Source organism: Pinisolibacter aquiterrae (assembly GCF_019160155.1).
GTDB lineage: Bacteria > Pseudomonadota > Alphaproteobacteria > Rhizobiales > Ancalomicrobiaceae > Pinisolibacter > Pinisolibacter aquiterrae.
Map to the genome: position 1 here is coordinate 502,551 of NZ_JAFNIH010000019.1, position 16,312 is coordinate 518,862.

At 70.9% G+C, this 16,312-nt stretch carries 12 protein-coding genes; 5 read left to right on the plus strand and 7 right to left on the minus strand.

Going from position 1 to position 16,312, the window contains the following annotated elements; all coding sequences use genetic code 11:
• Positions 1-17: 17 nt before the first annotated feature.
• Positions 18-1,049 (plus strand): TAXI family TRAP transporter solute-binding subunit, encoded by a 1,032-nt coding sequence (locus J3S89_RS06610; protein ID WP_217926672.1) that lies wholly within the window; start codon positions 18-20, stop codon positions 1,047-1,049.
• Positions 1,050-1,141: 92 nt separating this feature from the next.
• On the plus strand, positions 1,142-3,172 hold the full coding sequence (locus J3S89_RS06615; protein WP_217926673.1) for a TRAP transporter permease: 2,031 nt from the start codon (positions 1,142-1,144) through the stop codon (positions 3,170-3,172).
• Positions 3,173-3,176: 4 nt separating this feature from the next.
• Here the strand turns inward: J3S89_RS06615 and J3S89_RS06620 are convergent, their stop codons facing one another.
• The gene (locus J3S89_RS06620) at positions 3,177-3,749 is read right to left on the minus strand and encodes a ferritin family protein (RefSeq protein ID WP_217926674.1); all 573 of its coding nucleotides are present in this window, start codon (positions 3,747-3,749) and stop codon (positions 3,177-3,179) included.
• 338 nt (positions 3,750-4,087) lie between these two features.
• Here J3S89_RS06620 and J3S89_RS06625 point away from each other — a divergent pair, with 338 nt between their 5' ends.
• From J3S89_RS06625 to J3S89_RS06635, 3 genes are all read left to right on the plus strand, one after another.
• The gene (locus J3S89_RS06625; RefSeq protein ID WP_217926675.1) at positions 4,088-6,037 is read left to right on the plus strand and encodes an autotransporter assembly complex protein TamA; all 1,950 of its coding nucleotides are present in this window, start codon (positions 4,088-4,090) and stop codon (positions 6,035-6,037) included.
• On the plus strand, positions 6,037-9,459 hold the full coding sequence (locus J3S89_RS06630) for a translocation/assembly module TamB domain-containing protein (RefSeq protein ID WP_217926676.1): 3,423 nt from the start codon (positions 6,037-6,039) through the stop codon (positions 9,457-9,459). The genes J3S89_RS06625 and J3S89_RS06630 overlap by 1 nt, the downstream gene beginning before the upstream one ends.
• 101 nt (positions 9,460-9,560) lie before the next feature.
• Complete coding sequence (locus tag J3S89_RS06635; RefSeq protein ID WP_217926677.1) at positions 9,561-10,298, plus strand: UTRA domain-containing protein; 738 nt, start codon at positions 9,561-9,563, stop codon at positions 10,296-10,298.
• Between the two features lie 225 nt (positions 10,299-10,523).
• Here the strand turns inward: J3S89_RS06635 and J3S89_RS06640 are convergent, their stop codons facing one another.
• The 6 genes from J3S89_RS06640 to J3S89_RS06665 all read right to left on the minus strand — a co-directional run bounded on the left by J3S89_RS06640 (position 10,524) and on the right by J3S89_RS06665 (position 16,187).
• Positions 10,524-11,576, minus strand: coding sequence for an aromatic ring-hydroxylating dioxygenase subunit alpha (locus J3S89_RS06640; RefSeq protein ID WP_217926678.1), 1,053 nt, complete (start codon positions 11,574-11,576; stop codon positions 10,524-10,526).
• 26 nt (positions 11,577-11,602) lie between these two features.
• The gene (locus J3S89_RS06645) at positions 11,603-12,397 is read right to left on the minus strand and encodes an amino acid ABC transporter ATP-binding protein (RefSeq protein WP_217926679.1); all 795 of its coding nucleotides are present in this window, start codon (positions 12,395-12,397) and stop codon (positions 11,603-11,605) included.
• On the minus strand, positions 12,394-13,062 hold the full coding sequence (locus tag J3S89_RS06650; RefSeq protein ID WP_217926680.1) for an amino acid ABC transporter permease: 669 nt from the start codon (positions 13,060-13,062) through the stop codon (positions 12,394-12,396). Before J3S89_RS06650 ends, J3S89_RS06645 begins: the two co-directional genes overlap by 4 nt.
• The gene (locus J3S89_RS06655) at positions 13,059-13,700 is read right to left on the minus strand and encodes an amino acid ABC transporter permease (protein ID WP_217926681.1); all 642 of its coding nucleotides are present in this window, start codon (positions 13,698-13,700) and stop codon (positions 13,059-13,061) included. Before J3S89_RS06655 ends, J3S89_RS06650 begins: the two co-directional genes overlap by 4 nt.
• Before the next feature lie 110 nt (positions 13,701-13,810).
• A complete protein-coding gene (locus J3S89_RS06660; protein WP_217926682.1) occupies positions 13,811-14,647 on the minus strand; it encodes a transporter substrate-binding domain-containing protein in 837 nt (278 codons plus the stop codon).
• Between the two features lie 172 nt (positions 14,648-14,819).
• Positions 14,820-16,187, minus strand: a complete 1,368-nt coding sequence (locus J3S89_RS06665) for a formimidoylglutamate deiminase (RefSeq protein ID WP_217926683.1) — start codon at positions 16,185-16,187, stop codon at positions 14,820-14,822.
• Positions 16,188-16,312: the final 125 nt, after the last annotated feature.

Genomic DNA, 16,312 nt, shown 5'->3' on the forward strand with positions numbered 1-16,312 from the left:
GGACAAGGAGAACTGCGATGAAGGCGAAGCGCACATTCACCCGTCTGGCCGCCGCCGCCCTGGGCCTCGCCGGCCTCTTCGGCGCCAGTCTGGTCGGTTCGGGCCTGGTCGAGGCTCAGCAGATGGCCTTCTTCCGCATCGGCACCGGCGGCACCGCGGGCACCTATTTCCCGATCGGCGGCCTGCTCTCCAACGCGATTTCCAATCCGCCCGGCTCGCGGGAATGCGACAAGGGCGGCTCCTGCGGCGTGCCCGGCCTGATCGCCACCGCCGTCGCCTCCAACGGCTCGGTCGCCAACATCAACGGCATCGCCTCCGGCGCGCTCGAGAGCGGCCTGACCCAGTCCGACGTCGCCTATTGGGCGTGGTCGGGCACCGGCGTCTACGAAGGCAAGCCCAAGGTGGAAGAGCTGCGCGCCATCGCCAATCTCTACCCCGAGACCATCCATCTGGTCGCCCGCAAGGGGGCCGGCATCAAGACCCCGGCCGACCTCAAGGGCAAGCGCGTCTCGCTCGACGAGCCCGGCTCCGGCACCCTGATCGACGCCCGCATCGTGCTCGCCGCCTACGGCCTCACCGAGAAGGACGTGAAGCCCGAGTATCTGAAGCCCAACGCCTCCGGTGACCGCCTGCGCGACGGCGCCCTCGACGCCTTCTTCTTCGTCGGCGGCTATCCGACCGGCGCCATCGCCGAACTCGCCTCCTCCGCCGGCATCGAACTGGTGCCGATCGCCGGTCCCGAAGCCAAGAAGATCCTCGCCGACTACAAGTTCTTCGGCCCGGACAAGGTCCCGGCCGGCACCTACAAGGACATCGACGCGGTCGAGACCATCTCCGTCAACGCCCTCTGGGTGACCTCCGCCAAGCTGCCCGACGATCTGATCTACGGCGTCACCAAGGCGATCTGGAACGACAATTCCCGCAAGCTCCTCGACGCCGGCCACGCCAAGGGCAAGCTGATCCGCAAGGAGACCGCCCTCGACGGCGTCGGCATCCCGCTCCATCCGGGCGCCGCGAAGTTCTACAAGGAGGTCGGCCTCCTGAAGTGACGGCCGTTCCGCCGCGCGACCCGCGCCGCATCTTCGTCGACGGCGCGGGACCCGCGCCGTCGCCTCTCCCGTGAAGACCGATCGGATCCCTCATGTCCCAGTTCGAATTCGACGAAGCCAAGGCGCGCGAACTGGAGGAGACCTTCGATCCGGAAATCCGCTTCCGCCCGCTCGCGCCGCTCGCCAACGCGCTGGTCGGCGCGGCGCTGGTCGCGCTGTCGCTCTTTCACTATTGGACCGCCGGTTTCGGTCTCCTGCCCGAACTGATCCATCGCGGCGTCCATCTCGCCTTCGTGCTCGGCCTCGTCTTCCTGGTGTTCCCGGCCTTCCGGACCGGCGCGGTGGCGAAGTCCTCCGTCCTGATGCCGCTCGGCATTCCGCTGTGGGACTGGGCGCTCTTCGCCCTCTCCGTCGTCGCCGTGCTGCACGTGCCGATGATCCCGCTCGACGACCTCGCCTTCCGCGTCGGCAATCCGACCCGCGACGACGTGATCTTCGGCGGCGCCCTGGTGGTGCTGCTGCTCGAGGCGACCCGGCGTACCGTCGGCTGGCCGCTGCCGGTGATCGCCATCACCTTCATGGCCTATGCCCTGTTCGGCCGCTCGATGCCGGGCATCCTGGTCCATCCCGGCGCGACGCCCGCCCAGCTGATCAATCACCTCTATCTCACCACCCAGGGCATCTACGGCATCGCCCTCGGCGTGGTCGCGACCTACGTCTTCCACTTCGTGCTCTTCGGCGTCTTCGCCACCCGGATCGGCCTCGGCCAGCTCTTCCTCGACTGCGCCGCCTGGATCGCCGGCCGCTATGCCGGCGGCCCCGCCAAGGTGTCGATCTTCGGCTCCGCCCTCTTCGGCATGATCTCCGGCTCGTCCGTCGCCAACGCGGTGACCGTCGGCTCGTTGACGATCCCGATGATGGTGCGCCTCGGCTACAAGAAACACTTCGCCGCCGCCGTCGAATCGACCGCCTCCACCGGCGGCCAGATCACCCCGCCGATCATGGGCGCCGCCGCCTTCCTGATGATCGAGTTCCTCGATCTGCCCTATACGACGATCATCCTGGCGGCGATCGTCCCCGCCTTCATGCATTTCCTCGGGGTCTTCATCCAGGTTCATTTCGAGGCCAAGCGCGACGGTCTGCGCGGGCTCGAGCCGCACGAGATGCCCGACCTCAAGGCCGCCTTCGCCCGCGACTGGCCGACGGTGATCCCGCTCGTCGGCCTGCTCTACATGCTGTTCTCCGGCTACACGCCCTATCTCGCCGCCTTCACCGGCATCACGCTCGCGGTGCTGATCGGGCTCTTCAACCCGAAGCGCCGCATGAAGCCGATCGAGATCTTCGAGGGCCTGCGCGACGGCGCCAAATACGCGCTCGCGGTCGGCGTCGCCTCGGCGACCGTCGGCATCGTCGTGGGCGTGGTGACCCTGACCGGCGTCGGCTTCAAGATCTCCTTCATCGTCACCTCCTCGGCGATGGACCTCGCCCAGCACGTCACCACCTGGCTGCCGGTCTGGATCATGTCGGTGAAGACGCTGACGCTGCTCTTCACCCTGGTGCTCACCGCCTTCGTCTGCATCCTGATGGGTTGCGGCATTCCGACCACCGCCACCTACATCATCATGGTGACCGTGGCGGCGCCGGCGCTCGGCCTGCTCGGGGTCGAGCCGATCGTCGCCCATTTCTTCGTGTTCTATTTCGGGGTTCTCGCCGACATCACGCCACCCGTGGCGATCGCCGCCTATGCGGCGGCGGGCATGGCCGGGGCCGATCCGTTCCGCACCGGCAACACCGCCTTCCGCCTCGCCCTCGGCAAGGCGCTGGTGCCCTTCGTCTTCGTGTTCTCGCCGTCGATGCTCCTGGTCACCAAGAGCTTCTCCTGGCCCGACATGATCCTCGGGACCACCGGCTGCATCCTCGGCATCGTGTTCCTGTCGGCCGCCTTCTCGAAATATCTGATCACCCACACCCGCGCCTGGGAGCGGCTCGTCCTGGCCCTCGCGGCCCTGCTCCTGATCGCGCCGGAGGTGTGGTCGTCGCTCGCCGGTCTCGCCCTCGTCGCCCCGGTCGTCGCCGGGCAGTGGCTGCGCCGCGAGACGCCGCCGCCCGCCCTGGCGGTGTGAGCGATCAGGCGCTCGCCCGCGGCTCGTCGCGGTGGGTGCCCCAGCGCCGGAACGCCGGCAGATGGCGGCCGCGCGAGGCCTCCATCAACACCGTGAAGACCGTGACGATCTCGGGGTGATCGGCGACCTTCGGCAACAGATCGTCCTCGTAGAGGGCGACGTTGTCGATCTCGGCGGTCACCGCGACCTCCGCCGCGCAGGCGATCGTAGCGGGAACCATCGCCCGCATCGCCTCCGAGCCGAGATGCGCGTTGGCCGGCACGGGCACGCCGTGCGCGGTCAGGATCGCCGCCGGCGCCGCCGCGTGGCGCCGCTCCGTCTCGACGATGCGGGCGAAGGGCAAGGCGCCCGGAAACCGCTCCGGCACCGCCGCGTAATAGGCCTCGGCACGATGTTCGTCGTCGAGCGCGGCCAGGACCGCCGCGCGCGCCTCCGCCGAGTGCGGCCGTTCGCCGCGAACCGCCAGGGTCGAGAGGCACGCGCCCCCGCCCTCGCCCCCGCGATGTCGATGCCCGCGACCGTGACTACCGCCGCCGCATCCCGGTCCCCGTCCCGCCGTCCGGTTCGTCGCCGCCATGACCTCGCCCTTTCTCCGCGCACCTCGGCCCGCCCCCACGCCCCGCCGACCCGGGGAACCCTGCCCGCGCCGGGGCGTTCACCCCCTCGAAAGAGTAGCGCGCGCACAGTGTCGGCCGATGGGACAGAGGATAGGGACTTAAGTTACATTGTAAATATAACTTGCCAACGAGCCGCCGTGCGCGCTCCCGCCCGCGAGGTCGCGCCGCCGCGTCGGTTCGCGCCCGCGGGCGAGCGATGCTATGATGCCGGTCGGTCGATCCGATCGGCGGGCGTCGAAGCCGCCGAGCGAAGCGTCGGGTCGGTCCATCGAAGAAGAGGGAAGGGAGCTTCGCACGCATGCGGAATCGGTCGACCACCGATCGCGGAAGAGGAAGGATCGCCGCCACGGCCTCCGTCCCGCTCGCGCTGGCGATCGCGCTGATCGTGACCGCCGCGCGTCCGGCCGACGCCTTCGATCTCTTCGGCGTCCATCTCTGGGGCGAGAAGGCCGAGCCCGAGGATCTCTCCGCCGAGAGCCGGCCCTATTCCGTCGCGGTCACCGTCACCGGCGGCGAAAGCGACGTCGACAAGGCCGTGCGCGAGGCCTCCGCCCTCGCCTCCGGCGTCGACGGCCGTCCGCCGCCCTCCTCGGCCGCCTTCCTCGCCAAGGCACGCGGCGACTATGCCCGCATCGTCGCCGGCCTGCGCAATCTCGGCCGCTACGGACCCGAGATCGCGATCGAGGTCCAGGGCCGCCGGGTCGAGGACATCCCACTCGACGCCACCCTGCCGCGCCCGGTCCCGGTGACGATCCGCGTCACCCCCGGCCCGCGCTTCACCTTCGGCCGCATCACGCTCGAGAACCGCCCTCCGCTCGACGCCGCGGCGCTCGACGATCCACGTCTCGTCACGCCCGAGCGCGCCGGCCTGATCGAAGGCGAGACCGCCCGCGCCGACGCCGTCCTCGCCGCCGAGCGCGCCCTGGTCGACGGCTGGAGGCGGCTCGGCCACCCCAAGGCGAAAGCGACCGAACGCCACCTCGTCGCCCATCACGACCGCTCCACCCTCGACGTCGCGCTCGGCGTCGACCCCGGCCCCGAGGCCCGCTTCGGCCCGGTCCGAGTGAGCGGCACCGAGCTGATGGACCCCGACTTCGTCGCCGCCCGCGCCGGCATTCCCGAAGGTGAACGCTGGGATCCGATGGCGGTGAAACGCGCCGAGAAGCGCCTGCGCAAGCTCGACGTCTTCTCCTCGACCCGGCTGGTCGAGGACGAGGCCGTCGCCCCCGACGGCACCCTCGGCCTCGAGGCCAAGGTCGCCGAGCGCCCGCTCCACGTCTTCGGCTTCGGCGCCTCCTATTCGACCGTCGACGGCGCCGGCCTCGAGGGCTGGTGGCAGCATCGCAACCTGTTCGGCCACGGCGACCGCCTGCGCTTCGACGCCCGCGTCTCCGGCATCGACACCACCGATCCGCGCGATCTCACCTGGAAGGGCGGCGTCTCTTTCCTGCGCCCCGGCGTCTTCACCCCGATGACCGACCTGACGGCGGCGCTCGAGGCCTCGCGCGAGGTGCTCGACCCCTATACCCAGGAGACGATCCGCGCCCGCATCGGCCTCGCCCACGAATTCGCGCCCGAACTCACCGCGAAGGTCGCGGCGAACGTCGAGGTCGACCGTGTCGAGGACGGCTGGGGCCGCCGCGACCTCACCCTGATCAGCCTGCCGGCCGAAGTCCTCTGGGATCACACCGACGATGCCCTCGCCCCGACCGAGGGGTTCCGCGTCAAGGGCGCGGCCGAGCCGTTCCACGAATTCCGCCTCGGCGCCTCCGGGGCGATCCTGCGCATCGACACCTCCGCCTATGTGCCGCTCGACGCCGATCGCCGCTTCGTCCTCGCCGGCCGCGCCGCGCTCGCCTCGATCGTCGGCGCCGACGCCGACCGCATGCCGGCCGACCGCCTGTTCTTCGCCGGCGGCGGGTCGTCGGTGCGCGGCTTCGCCTATCGCAGCCTCGGCCCGAGGAACGCGGCCGGCAGTGTGGTCGGCGGCCTGTCGCTCGTCGAGGCCTCGCTCGAGATGCGAATGAAGGTCACCGACACGATCGGTGTCGTCCCCTTCGTCGATATGGGCGCCGCCGGCCGGAACGCCTCGCCGAACTTCGACGAGGCCCCGCGCTTCGGCGCCGGTGTCGGCCTGCGCTACCACACCGGCCTCGGCGCCATCCGCTTCGACGTCGCGACGCCGATCGCGCCGAAGCCGGGCGATCCGAAATTCGCCCTCTACATCGGCCTCGGGGAGAGCTTCTGATGCGTCACCGCCTCCTCGCCGGATGCCTTCTCGTCCTGTTTCTCGCCGCGTCGTTCCTCGCCCTCGGCCCGAACGTGCGCGCCGACGAGACCTCCGATCGCTCCTGGCTCGTCGGTTGGGTCGAGACCACCATCTCCACCCCCGACCGCCAGATCCGCCTCGGCCGCATCGACGGCGCGCTCTCCTCCGACGTCCGCCTCGACGCCATCACCATCGCCGATCGCGGCGGCGTCTGGCTGACCATCCGCGACGTCCATCTGGTCTGGAGCCGCGCCGATCTCCTGCGCGGCAAACTCTCCGTCGCCTCGCTCGAGGCCGCCGCGATCGAAGTCGCCCGCAAGCCCGAGAGCGCCGCCGACACCGAGACCACCGCGACCGAACCGGCCGCCGCCTTCGCGCTCCCCGATCTCCCCGTCGCCGTCGACGTCGGCCGCATCTCCGTCCCCACGGTCCGCCTCTCCGCCGACGTCGCCGGCCGCCCGACGGTCCTCTCGATCGCCGGGCGCGGCCGCCTCGCCGACGGCAATCTCGACGTCGACCTCTCGGCCACCCGGATCGAGCCCCAGGGTGGCGCCTTCACTTTGAAGACCACCTATGGCGCGAGCGATCGCCGCCTCGTCCTCGACCTCTCGCTCGCCGAACCGAAGGGCGGCTTCCTCTCTACCCTGCTGGCGCTGCCGGGCGAGCCGCCGATCGATTTCTCGATCAAGGGCGCCGCGCCGATCGACGCCTTCGCCGCCGACATCGCCCTTTCCGCCGACGGCAAGCCGCTGCTGGCCGGCACCGCCGTGACCCGGCTCGAGGGCGAGGATCGCACCTTCGCCGTCGACGTCGCCGGCTCGCTCGAGGACCTCGTCGGCCGGGGCGGCCGGCTCACCGGCGGCGGCAGCGAGCTTCATCTCTTCGCCCGCCGCGCCGCCGACGGCGCCGTGCGCCTCGACCGCGCGCAGCTGAAGACCGGCGCCGCCGCCTTCGACGCGAGCGGGGCCTGGACGCCGCGCGACACCGGCTCGACCCTCGCTCTCGACCGCCTCGCCGTCGGCTGGAAGACCGCCACCCTCGACCTCGCCCGCCCGACCGTGATCACCCTCGCCGACGGTCGCATCGACATCCCCGCGACCACGTTGCGCCTCGGCCGGAGCGATCGCCGCGCCTTCGGCACCATCGACGTCGCCGGCAGCGCCGCGACCGACCTCGCGCTGAAGGTGACGGCGCGCGATCTCCCGGTCGGCGTGAGCGCGCTCTTCGTCCCCGACCTCGGCGCCGACGGCGCCGTCGCCGTCGACCTCGCCGTCGGCGGCACCCGCAAGGCGCCGAGGATCGACTGGCGCGTCACCGGCCGCGACCTCACCCTCGCCGCCACCCGCACCGCCCGCCTCCCCGCCGCGACGCTGACCGCCTCCGGCCTGCTCGAGGCGAAACGCACCACGCTCGACGCCCGCGTCGGCCTCGGCAGCGGCGCCACGCTCACCGCGCGCGGCGCCCTGCCCTTCGCCGGCACGCGGGCGGAACGCGACGGCCTGCGTCTCGACGTGACGGCCGAGCGCCTGCCGCTCGCCTTCGCCGCCGCCGTCGCCCCCGGCATCGGCGGGCGCGGCACGCTCTCCGGCACCGCCGTCGTGACTGGCGCCCTCGACGCGCCGACCGTCGTGTGGAAACTCGCCGGCGACCGCCTCGGCGTCGCCGCCGTCCCCGGCCTCGCCGCCGGCCTCGCCGCGAACGGCCGCCTCGATCCGACCGGCACCACGCTCGCCGCCACCCTCACCGATCGCGATCGCCTGCGCCTCGTCGCCGAGGGCCGTGTCCCCTTCGGCGACGGCGCGCTGGCGCTCTCGATCGACGGCAGCGCCGCCGCCGCTCTCGCCGAAGCGGCCTCCCCCGGCCTCGGCGCGCGCGGCCGCGTCACGCTCGCCGCCACCGTCGCCGGAACCCTCGCCGCGCCGACCGCGACTTGGAAGGTCACCGGCAGCGGCCTCGGCGTCGCCGCGACGCCCGGCCTCGCCGCGGCGCTCACCGCCGACGGCCGCCTCGATCGCGACGGCACCACGCTGACCGCGAGCCTGACCGATCGCGACCGCCTGCGCCTCGCCGCCGACGGACGCGTTCCCTTCACCGGCGGCGACCTCGCCCTGAAGGTGGTCGGCAACACCTCGCTCGCCCTCGCCGACGCCGCCTTGCGCGAACGCGGCACCCGCGTCGGCGGCCGCGCGACCCTCGACGTCGCGGTCTCCGGCCCCCTCGCCGCGCCGCGCGCCTCCGGCACGGTCTCCGTCGCCGACGGCACCGTCACCGACCCCGAGACCACCCTGCGGCTCACCGCGATCTCCGCCCTCGCCCGTCTCGACGGCGACCGGGTCACGCTGGAGCGGTTCCAGGCGACCACCGGCAAGTCGGGCCGCATCGCCGCGCGCGGCACCGTCGGCCTCGGCGCCGGCCTGCCGGCCGATCTCTCCGTCACCCTCGACGCCGCCCGCCTCGCCGTGGGCGACACCCTGCGCACCGAGATCGGCGGGTCGCTGCGCCTCACTGGTCCCTTGGCGACCGGGCCGACGCTCAGCGGCCGGCTCGCCCTCGGCCGCACCGAGATCACCATCCCCGAACGCTTCGCCGCCAATGCCGCGAGCCTCGGCGTCAAGGACCTCGCCGTCCCGCCCGAGGTGCGCCGCACGCTGGCTCTGGCGAAGCCGAAGGCCCGCAAGACCGGATCGAAGGGCACGGCGGCGTGGCGCGCCGGCCTCGATCTCACCATCGACGCCCCGTCGCGGCTCTTCGTGCGCGGCCGCGGCATCGACGCCGAACTCGGCGGCACCCTGCGCGTCACCGGCACCACCGACGCCGTCGTCCCGGTCGGCGCCTTCGAGCTCCGGCGCGGCGCCCTCGACGTGATCGGCCGTCACATCGCCCTCGACAAGGGCACGGTGACGCTGACCGGCGATCTCGACCCGACCATCGACTTCCGCGCCACCTCGTCGAGCCGCTCGGTGTCGGTGGTCGCCGAGGTCACCGGCCGCGCCTCCGACCCCGCCCTCGTCCTGACCTCGACGCCGCAATTGCCGCAGGACGAGGTCCTGGCGCAATTCCTGTTCGGGCGCGGCGTCGCCGACCTCACCGGCTTCCAGCTGGTGCAACTGGCGAGCGCCGCCGCCCAGCTCGCCGGCGGCCCCTCCGCCCCCGACCTGCTCGGCTCGATCCGCAAATCGACCGGCCTCGACACGCTCGGCACCACCACCGATTCCAAGGGCAACGCCGGCCTCCAGGCGGGCCGTTACATCGGCGACCGCATCTTCCTCGGCGTCACCGCCGGCGCCGCCGGATCGACCGACGCGACCGTCGATCTCGACGTCACCCGCAACCTCAAACTGCGCGGCCAGACCGGCACCGAGGGCTCCAAGGCCGGCTTCGTCTTCGAGAAGGAATATTGAGCCCGACACCCCGGCCGCATCGCCTTTCTCATGTCTAGACAAAAGGCGAAGCGGCGGTCTAGGCTCATCCCGACAGTGGCCGATCGGGAGGGCGCCCCACCATGCTGGACGACCTGGAGCCGCTCGACGGCCAAGGCCCGCTGTGGCAGCAGATCCGTCGCGCCCTGATCAAGCCGATCGCCGACGGCCGCTGGCCGCCCGACACCAAGATTCCCAAGGAGGTCGACCTGATCGAGCGCTGGGGCTCGGCGCGAATGACGGTGCATCGCGCGCTGCGCAGCCTCGCCGCCGAGGGGCTGGTGGTGCGGAAGCGCCGTTTCGGCACGGTGGTGGCGGCGCGCCCGCCGGAGCGCCCGGTGCTGGAGATCTGGGACATCGGCGCCGAGGTCGCCCGGTTCGGCGGGGTCTATTCCTTCGAGGTCCTGGCCCGCGCGCGGATCACCGCCGACGACCCGCGCGCCGCCCCGCTCGAGGCCGAGGACGGCACCGCGATCGAATGGCTGATGGTCCGTCACTTCGCCGACGGCGAGCCGCTGCAGATCGAGGAGCGGGTGATCAGTCTCGCCGTCGCCCCCGAGGCCGCCGACGAGCCCTTCGACGAGGTCCCGCCCGGCACCTGGCTGGTCGCCCACGTGCCCTGGACCGACGCCGAACACGTCATCTCCGCCGAGGGCGCCTCGCCGGAGGTAGCCCGCCTGCTCGACATCGCCCCGGCGACCGCCTGTCTGGTGGTCGAGCGCCGCACCTGGGACCACGGCGCCCCCGTCACCCGCGCCCGCCTCGTCCACCCCGGCGACAAACGGCGCTTGGTCGGACGCTTTCATTCGGGCACGGACTGAGGTCGCTGCAGCGGCACGGTGCCGTGCGGAGGTCCTTCATCCTGAGGTGCGAGCGACGCGAGCCTCGAAGGACGAAGGACCGAGAGGCAGGGCCGGTAACGGCTTCGCGCCTCGAAAGGACCGTACCTCCCGGCCCGTCGTGCTTCGAGGCTCGGCTTCGCCGGGCGCCTCGGCATGAAGCGCCTCCACCCGCGCCGAATGGGTCGGAACTTCGTACGGTGAGTCTCACTCCGCGGCGTCGGACCGCGTGCCTGCCGTCGCGGCCTTCTCCGCCGCGATCAGTTCGGCGAGCTTGCGCCGGAACCTGAGCGGGCCGGCGTCGAGCGGCAGGTTGATGTTGGGCGAATGCATCTCGTCCATGCCGATCTGCACCGCCTCCAGGATCACCTTGTCCTCGAGAAAGGCCGCCTTCACCGACGCCTCGAACATCGCGTCGACGGCGGTGTCGCCCGGCGCGAAATTGCGCATCTGGAACCAGAAATAGCGCGTCCGCTTCTCGTCGATCGGCGTCATGAAGTTGTAGCTGTCCATCAGGAACGCATCGTCGTGCAGCGGCTTGTCCGGCCCCCCGGTGCCGGCCGGCACGAAGATCGCCTTGATGATGGCATGGCTCGGATGGCGCACCTCGTAGTGCTGCTCGCGGTCGCAGAGGCCCGAGAACTTGGTGAAGGGCGCGTAGAACGGCGCGATCTCCACCCCGTACATCCAGCGCGAGGCGATCACCCCGTCCTCGGTCGGGCGGGCGCGCACCGGCACCTCCTCGCAGGCCTCGTTGCCGAAGGAGGTGACGTGGACCCAGGCGACGTGCGAGGGATCGAGCAGGTTGTCGGTGATGAAGCGATAGTCGCAGTCGACCTCCATCGACCCCGGCCGGGTGCAGCCCCATTCCGGGTCTTCCCAGGTCGGGACCGGGAAGATCGTCGCCGGATCGGCCTTGGCCGGATCGCCGGTCCACACCCAGGTCAGCCCCCAGCGATCCTCGACCGGATAGGCCCGGACATGGACGTTGCCGGCGAGATTGGGCGTCGCCGGCACCCGGATGCAGGCGCCGGAACAATCGAACTTGAGGCCGTGATAGCCGCATTCGATGGCGTCGCCGACCACCTTGCCCTTCGACAGCGGCAGCTTGCGATGCGGGCAGGCGTCCTCGAGCGCCACCGGCGACCCGTCTTCACGGCGGAACAGCACGACGTGACGGCCGAGCATGGTCACCCGGCGCGGGGCCCGGTCGATTTCGGAGGCGATGGCGGCGACGTACCAAGCGTTCTCGAGAAACATCGGACCCTCCTTCGCGACGGTCGGGATCACAAGAGTCCCGCCGCGCCCCGATCGAGATAGGTGTCGAGGAACTGATCGATGCGCGGATGGCGCGGCTTGCCGAACACCTCGCCCGGCGTCCCCTCCACCAGGATCTTGCCCTGGTCGAGGAAGACGATCTTGTGGCCGACGGAAGCGGCGAAGCCGATCTCGTGGGTGACCACCACCATGGTCATGCCGCCCTCGGCGAGCTTGCGCATGACGTTGAGCACCTCGCCGGTCAGTTCCGGATCGAGCGAGGACGTCGGTTCGTCGAACAGCATGATCTTCGGCTCGAGCGCCAGGGCGCGGGCGATCGCCACGCGCTGCTGCTGGCCGCCGGAGAGCTCGGAGGGATAGTGGGTCGCCCGTTCGGCGAGGCCGACCTCGGCGAGGCGCGCCCGCGCCCGCTCCTCGGCCTCCGCCTTCGACATCCCACGCGCCGTCACCAGCGCCTCCATGACATTGCCGAGCGCGGTCATGTGCGGCCACAGATTGAACTGCTGGAACACCATGCCGATCTTCGAGCGGACGCCGCGAATGTCGTTCGGCGGCAGCCGCATGCGGTCGCCGTCGGGGCCGAGGGCGAAGCCGAGCGGCGCCCCGTCGATCTCGATGAAGCCGTCGGTCGCCTCCTCCAGGAAGGCGATGCAGCGCAGCAACGTCGACTTGCCCGAGCCCGAGGGGCCGAGCAGGCAGGTGACCTCGCCGCGCGCCGCCTCGAGATCGATGCCGGTCAGAACCTCGGTCTTGCCGAAGCGCTTGACGAGACCCTGGACGCGAATGGCCGGTGCGTTGGTCATGAATGGCTGAACCGATATCTGGAGAAGCGGGCCTCGGCGAGGCGGCCGGCGCGGCCGCACAGATCGGTGAGGCCCCAGTAGAGGAGCGCGACGATGGTGAAGCTCTCCACGAAGGCATAATGCGCGGTGCCGATCGCCGAGACCTCGAGGGTCAGTTCCGGCACCGAGATGATCGAGAGGACCGCGGTCTCCTTCAGCATCAGGATGGTCATGTTGACCATCGCCGGCAACACCAGCATCGTCATCTCCGGCAGCACGATCCGGCGCAGCGTCTGCGCCCGGGTGAAGCCGGCGCAGTCGGCCGCCTCGAGATGGCCCTTGGGGATCGCCTCGAAGCCGGTGCGGAAGATCTCCGAATAATAGGCGGCGGCATAGACCGAGAGGCCGAACAGCCCGGCCGGGATGTTGTCGAGCGAGAGCCCGATGAACGGCCCGCCGTAATAGAGCAGGAAGATCTGCACCAGGAACGGCGTGCCCCGGATCACCTCGACGAAGGCGCGCAGCAGCCAGCCGACCGGCGTCGGCCCCCAGCGCCGGGCGACGGCGATGGCGAAACCGCCGATCGAGCCGAACACCACCGCGCCGGCCCACACCCCGAGCGTCACGCCGAAGGCGCGCGCGATGTTGGGGACGTTCTCGAGGACGAGGGCGAAATCGAAGGTCATGCATGCCCCCGCGCGACGCGCCGCTCGAGCACGGTTCCGACTCCGGCGATCACCGCGTTGATGGCGAGATAGATCACCCCGGCCGAGGCGTAGAGCGGCAACGGCAGGAAGGTCGAGGCGGCGAGATCCTGGGTCATGCGGGTGAGTTCGATCACGCCGACCACCGACACCAGCGACGAGGCCTTGAGGATCATGATGATCTCGGAGACGAGCGACGGCAGCGTCAGCCGCACCGCGATCGGCAGGCGGATCCTCCGGAAGGTGGCGAAGGCGCCGAGCCCGCACATGTCGGCCGCTTCCATCAGCCCCTTCGGCACCGCGCCGAAGCCGCCGCGCAGAATCTCCGCCTGATAGGCGGCCGTGCACAGCGCCATGCCGGCGACCGCCGCCACCTCGCTCGGCACGTCGAGGCCGATCTGCGGCAAGAGGTGATAGATCAGGAGCAGCTGGACCAAGAGCGGCGTGCCGCGAAAGAAGCTGACGAAGAGCCGTCCGGCGCCGCGCGCCAGCGTGTTCGACGACATCGTCCCGGCGCACACCACCGTCGCCAGGAGGAAGCCGAGCACGATCGACACGACGGAGACGACGATCGTCGTCACCGAGGCCTGGAGCAGCAGCAGGAAGAGATCCCAGGACATGGCGGGGGTCGCGTCTCACCGGCCCGATGGCCGCGATGAACTCATGACGAGCGAGGCCGAGCCTCACGAGAGAAGACGCCCGGCGTCGCCGCCGGGCGCCGAACGAGCGATCACAGCGCCGGGTCGGTGACTTCCGCCGGCGTGTCGAAGGTGGTGCCGAACCACTTCTCCTGGATCTTGGCCATGCGGCCGTCGGCCTTGATCTTGGCCATGGCCTCGGCCACCGCCTTGTTCAGGCTGGCGTAGGCGGCGTCCTTGCGCTCCGGGAAGCCGAAATAGGCCTTCACGCCGAAGGCGGGCTTGACCACTTCGAACACGCCCTTCCGCTGCGAGGCGAGGTAGGCGATGTTCGGCAGCGAGTTGGCGACGGCGACGACGCGGCCGGCAGCGAGATCGGCATAGGCCTCGTTGAAGGAGGGATATTCCTTCGCATCGACCGGCTTCGGCAGCGTCGCGCCGAACTTCTGGAGCTGGGCGAGCTGGGCCGTCGCCTTGCCGGAACCGACCGCCTTGCCGGCGATGTCCTCGGGCTTCATGATCGAGGTGTCGCCCGCCTTCTTCAGGAGCGCGACGGTCGCCTCGGCGATCGGCGGCGAGAAGGCGTAGCGCTCGAGGCGCGCCTTGGTGATGGTGGCGGGACCGGCGACGATGTCGAACTTGCCGCTCTCGAGACCCGGCAGCACGCCGTCCCAGGGCAGCGCGATCCACTCGATCTTGACACCCATCTCCTTGCCGATCTCGGCGAAGAGGTCGACGTTGAGGCCGACGTGCTTGCCGGCGTCGATGAAGTCGAACGGCGCGAAGGCGGTCTCGGTGCCGACCTTGAGCACCCCGGCCTTCTTGACGTCGTCGAGGACGTCGGCCGCGGCGATACCGCCGGCGAGCGCCGAGACCGACACGGCGGCGCCGAGCGCCAGGGTCCAGTTGATGAGCGTACGCCTGTTCATGGGAACGACTCTCCCTTCGGGGTTCGGTGTCCTGCGAGACGAGGCCGAGGGCCTTTGTCTATACATAATGCTCGCCACGGCGGGGACGGATGTCAACAGCCCTTTCGAACGGCATCTCTCATCCCTGCATAAAATTCAGGCATAAGCAATTCTTCGTAGAACGGGCAGGCCCTCAACCCGCGATCTTGGCGAGCAGGGCGCGCCACCCGGCCTCGACCCGATCGCGCGCGACGTGACGCCCGTCGACCACCACCCGCCGCCCGCCGGCCCAGACCTCGCGCACCGGGTTTTCGGCGGTGGCGAAGATCCAGGCGTCGAGCAGCGCGTCGTCACCGCGACCGGCGAGCGCGACGTGATCGGGATCGAGCGCCACGAAATCGGCGCGCGCCCCCACCACCAGACCGCTCGCGGCCTCGCCCAGCGCCCGCGCGCCGCCCGCCACCGCCGCGTCGAACAGGCTCCGCCCGGTCGAGCGCGGCGGCCGCGCCATGCGGTTGCGCGCCCGGTCGCGCAGACGCTGCGACTGCTCGAGGAGACGTAATTCCTGCGGCAACGAGATCAGCACGTTGGAATCGCTGCCGACGCCCCAGGCCCCGCCGGCCGCGTCGTGGTCGACCGCCGGAAAGATCCCGTCGCCGAGATCCGCCTCGGTGATCGGACAGAGCCCGACCACCGCGCCCGAGGCCGCCATCGCCGCCACCTCGTTCGGCTCGACGTGAGTCGCGTGGATCAGGCACCAGTCGCGATCGACCGCGACCGTGTCGAAGAGATGCTCGACCGGCCGCCGCCCGGTCGCCACCAGACAGTCCGCGACCTCGGCCACCTGTTCGGCGATGTGGACATGGATCGGCCCGCCGCGATGGCGCTCCGCGAGCGCCCTCAGTTCCACGTCGTTCACCGCGCGCAGCGAATGCGGCGCGATGCCGATCCGCCCGCCCTCGAGGGTCGCGACCGCCCGGCCCGCCGCCTCGTGCAGGCGCGCGTAACTCTCGAGATCGCAGACGAAGCGCCGCTGCCCCTCGCCGGTCGGCCGATCGCCGAAACCGCCATGGGCATAGAACACCGGCAACAACGTCAACCCGATGCCGGTCGTCTCGGCCGCCCGCACCACCGCCGCCGACATCTCCGCCGGGTCGTCGTAAGAGCCGCCGTCGGGACGATGATGGACGTAATGAAACTCGGCGACGCCGGTGAACCCGCTCTCCAGCATCTCGACCTGGGCCAGCGCCGCCAGCACCGCGAGATCGTCCGGCGAGATCGTCCGCGCGAAACGGTACATCTCCTCCCGCCAGGTCCAGAAGTGATCGTCCGCCCCGGCGCCGCGCCGCTCGGTCAGCCCGGCGAAACCGCGCTGGAAGGCGTGACTGTGGAGATTGCCGGTGCCGGGGACCACCGCGCCCGCGATCCGCGTCGCCGGCGCCCGCCGCTCCGGCGCGGTCGAGGCGTCGACGGCGGTGATCCGCCCACGGTCCCACGCGACGAAGACGTCGCGGCGCCACCCCTCCGGCGTCAGCGCCAACTCCAACAGGGCCTCACCCATCGCGCTCCCTCACGTCGTCGATCGAGGTCGTTCAAATATGTATAGGCATATTGACAGGAGCCTCGACCGATCGCAAGCTGAACATGGAACGGGAGCGCCGTCGATCGAAGGCGGCCCCTCCCGCC